This window comes from Glycomyces tarimensis (genome assembly GCF_054776215.1).
The window spans coordinates 1-3,281 of sequence record NZ_BAAHCB010000056.1; the positions used below are offsets into that span (position 1 = coordinate 1).

At 64.7% G+C, this 3,281-nt stretch carries 4 protein-coding genes; 1 reads left to right on the forward strand and 3 read right to left on the reverse strand.

Going from position 1 to position 3,281, the window contains the following annotated elements:
• Positions 1-18 precede the first annotated feature (18 nt).
• The 3 genes from ACYVK3_RS21845 to ACYVK3_RS21855 are packed head-to-tail and all read right to left on the reverse strand — an operon-like array spanning position 19 to position 2,372.
• The gene (locus ACYVK3_RS21845) at positions 19-1,134 is read right to left on the reverse strand and encodes a Rossmann-fold NAD(P)-binding domain-containing protein (protein ID WP_460499468.1); all 1,116 of its coding nucleotides are present in this window, start codon (positions 1,132-1,134) and stop codon (positions 19-21) included.
• A 36-nt stretch (positions 1,135-1,170) separates the two neighbouring features.
• Positions 1,171-1,971, reverse strand: a complete 801-nt coding sequence (locus ACYVK3_RS21850; protein WP_460499469.1) for an alpha/beta fold hydrolase — start codon at positions 1,969-1,971, stop codon at positions 1,171-1,173.
• Complete coding sequence (locus tag ACYVK3_RS21855) at positions 1,968-2,372, reverse strand: hypothetical protein (protein WP_460499470.1); 405 nt, start codon at positions 2,370-2,372, stop codon at positions 1,968-1,970. The genes ACYVK3_RS21850 and ACYVK3_RS21855 overlap by 4 nt, the downstream gene beginning before the upstream one ends.
• 93 nt (positions 2,373-2,465) lie before the next feature.
• Here ACYVK3_RS21855 and ACYVK3_RS21860 point away from each other — a divergent pair, with 93 nt between their 5' ends.
• Positions 2,466-3,089 (forward strand): TetR/AcrR family transcriptional regulator, encoded by a 624-nt coding sequence (locus ACYVK3_RS21860; RefSeq protein ID WP_460499471.1) that lies wholly within the window; start codon positions 2,466-2,468, stop codon positions 3,087-3,089.
• The last annotated feature ends 192 nt before the right edge of the window (positions 3,090-3,281 follow it).

Genomic DNA, 3,281 nt, shown 5'->3' on the forward strand with positions numbered 1-3,281 from the left:
GCTGTCGTGCTATATCTACTACTGGTCCCCCGCGACCGGCTGGAGCATCTGGTTTCGCTCGACGATCGCTTCCTCAGTAGGTGGCACGAGGAGCGCACCACCACCTTCGACCGTGCCCTGGGCGAATTCGACATAAGGCCGTTGGCGTGCCTCGTATCGCGGGAACGCCGTGACGTGGTCTCCATCAGATCGCTCGAGCTCCTCAGCGAGGAACTGAGCCCCGGTCATCGCCAGGGACGTGCCCCGCCCCGCGAGAGGGGATGCGCAATGGGCGGCATCGCCCACGAGAGCGACCCGGCCTCGGTACCAGGTGGGCATGTGAATCTGGCTGACCGAATCGAAGTAGATGTCGGGATCAGCACGCACCGCGTCGAGGATCGTCTGGACCTTCCACGAGCGACATTCGGCGAACTGGTCGAACAGGACCTTCTTCTGCGCTTCGACGTCGCGGTAGTCGTAGTCGATGGGATCCGACGCGAACATCAGGATGCCGATCGCCTTGTCCTTGAACCGGGCGATGCCGGCCAGGTGCCCGGGATAGTTGTACATGGGATTGATCCGCTCGGCTTCGGCATCGGCCTCACCAGGCATGTCGATGATGGCGACGTAGAGACCGAGATGCCGAGTCCAGTCCTGCGCCGGACCGAACACGAGCCGTCGCACCGCCGAGTGCATACCGTCGGCGCCGAGGACGAGATCAAAGCTCTCCGAGTTGCCTGAAGCGAAGCCGACATCCACCCGGTCGTCGCGTTCGGCGATCGAGTTCACCGACTCGCTCAGGCGCAGGTCCACGGTCTCGGGCAGCGCATCGGCCAGAATTCGGCACAGGTCCTCCCGGGCGATCTCGATGTCGTCGGACGAATCGCCGATATCCTCGGGCAACCGGCCGACGGCCGCGCCGTTCTCGTCGACGAAATGCACCTGCTCGGTCATTCGGATACGCGCGTCGCGGATCGCGGGCAGGAGGCCCATCTTCTCGGCGACCTCGATCGCATCACCGCGGACGTCGATGGGCGAACCGTTGCCCCGGAGCCGACCGGCCCGCTCGATGATGGTGACCTGATGACCTCGCATCCCGAGGTCACGTCCAAGTGAGAGGCCGGCGACTCCCGCGCCGGAGACGAGAATTTTCATGCGTTCTCCACATCAGTGACAATGAGTTTGGGATTCTTACTGCGCTGGCTGCGACGGGTGGGCGAGCACGAAATCACGAAGCAACCGGGCGGTTTCTCGGGCGAACTCCATCGTGATTCCGTGGCGCGCCCCCGGAATCGTCTCCAGCCTCGCCCCAGGGATCGCCTCGGCGATCTCTTGTCCGATTTCGGGCCGAGCCGCGGGATCGTCCTCGCCGTAGATGAGCAGAGTGGGCGCCATGATCTCGGGAAGGCGTGGGGTGAGGTCGTAGCATTGAATCGCGCCCAGTCGCCGTGCGTCCGCCTCAGGTGAGCGGTGGACCAGTATCGACCGGAATTCGGCTACCACGCTCTCGTCCGCTTGCCCGCGTTCCGACAGAGCGAACGCGAGCATCCGCGCATCGCGCTGCGACGGCGACAGCTCGATGATCTCGGAGGCCACCGGTGCTCGCAGGGCCGAGGCGTCGGAGAAGGTGGCGCCGAGCGTCAGCGATTGAACGACGTCGGGCACCGATACCGCGACCTGCAGAGCGATGAAGCCGCCGAACGAGGATCCGAAGATGTGCGCTCGTTCGTACCCGACCCCTCTGATGAGCGCGGCGCAGTCCTCGGCCAGGTCGGGAATGCCGTACGGGGCGGGCGGGTTGACCGACGCTCCGGAATCGCGCTGGTCGTATGCGATCGCACGTATGCCGTCACCGAGCAGCGGCCGAAACGTGTCGTACTGGATGTGGGTGCTTTCACCGCCGTGCAGCAGCATCACCGGCTCGCCCTCACCGGACTCCGCGTAGGCGATTTCGATCTCACCGGCCTTCACCGTGCCCAGTGACGTGGTCACGCCTGCTCCTGGGAGTTCGGGCCGGTGAACGTCCCGCGGCCGTTGGGACGCGCGGGCAGGCGCTTCTCACCCGGCGATCGCTCGCTGGTCAATTCGATGATGTCGTGCGTGACCGCCGTATCACCGGCCTCGCGGATACGGTGCCGGGCCAGGGACTCCGCGGTGCCGACCGTGTGGAACTGCACGAAGCCCGGCTCGGCCGCCGGCGAAATCCTCCAGTCGGGGTCACCGAGGTGCTCTGCCACGGCCTGCCCGCTGTCCTGCCACAGGACCAGGTGGTCGTAGCGGTACTGGTGGAAGTCGAACATGCGGCCCGGCTCCAGCGTCATCGGCGAGGCGCGCACCCGGGTGTTCTCGAACACCAGGGTGCCACCCGGGGTGCTCGGACAGGTGGACTCCAAAACGATCACATCCTTAAAGAGACAGTTCGTCTCTTTAATATAACCTCAATCTGCCGTGGCGTCTACAGAGAAGCAGATGTCAGAATCAGAGGCGTGCCGAAGAATGCGGAGACCGCAGCGACGACCGACGTCGGCGCGCGACCAACAGCGCGACCGGGCGGTCGCAACGCTCGGGTACGGTCGAAGATCCTCACGGCGACGATGGAGCTCGTCGCCCGAAACGGCATGGCAGGCCTGCGCTACGAGGAGATCGCCGAACTCGCCGGAGTCAACAAGAACAGCGTCTACCGCAACTGGCCGGACCGCGCCAAACTCGTCAGCGACGCGCTGCTGCGGTACGCCGAGGACTCTGCGCCTCTCCACGACTCCGGCAACCTTCGCCGCGATTTGGTCGACTTCTTGATGGTGTTGTCTGATCGTCTGTCAAGTTCGATCGGCCGGGCCCTGTTGCAGGCCACCATCGCAGATCTCGAGAACACGGATCTCGCCGAGGCAGTCCGAGCTGTTTTCGATCAACGGTTCGCCACCGTCCGCCGGCGATTCGACAGCGCCGTGGACAAAGGTGAAATCCCAGCTGTTGACAGCTACTTCCTCACCGAACTGCTGTCTGGGCCGGTGTACCTCTACGCCATCCGGCGACGCCACCCCTTCACCCGCGAGGTGGCCGAGAAGATCGTCGACATCGTCCTGGCCGGCATCCACGCCACCACGCCGTAAAGGCCCGATCAGCTACACGTGCGAATGAAGGGGTTTCCCGGCGAGCAGAAGTGACAAGCAACGCATTGCCAGCCCCGGCTCCGCCGATGCGGGAGACGATCGACTCGGAAACGGCCCACCACCAGAGACACGTGCGCCTCCTCAGCGGGAAAATCGAGCTCATCCCCCCGGCTTCCGAGAAGGAGGCTGATC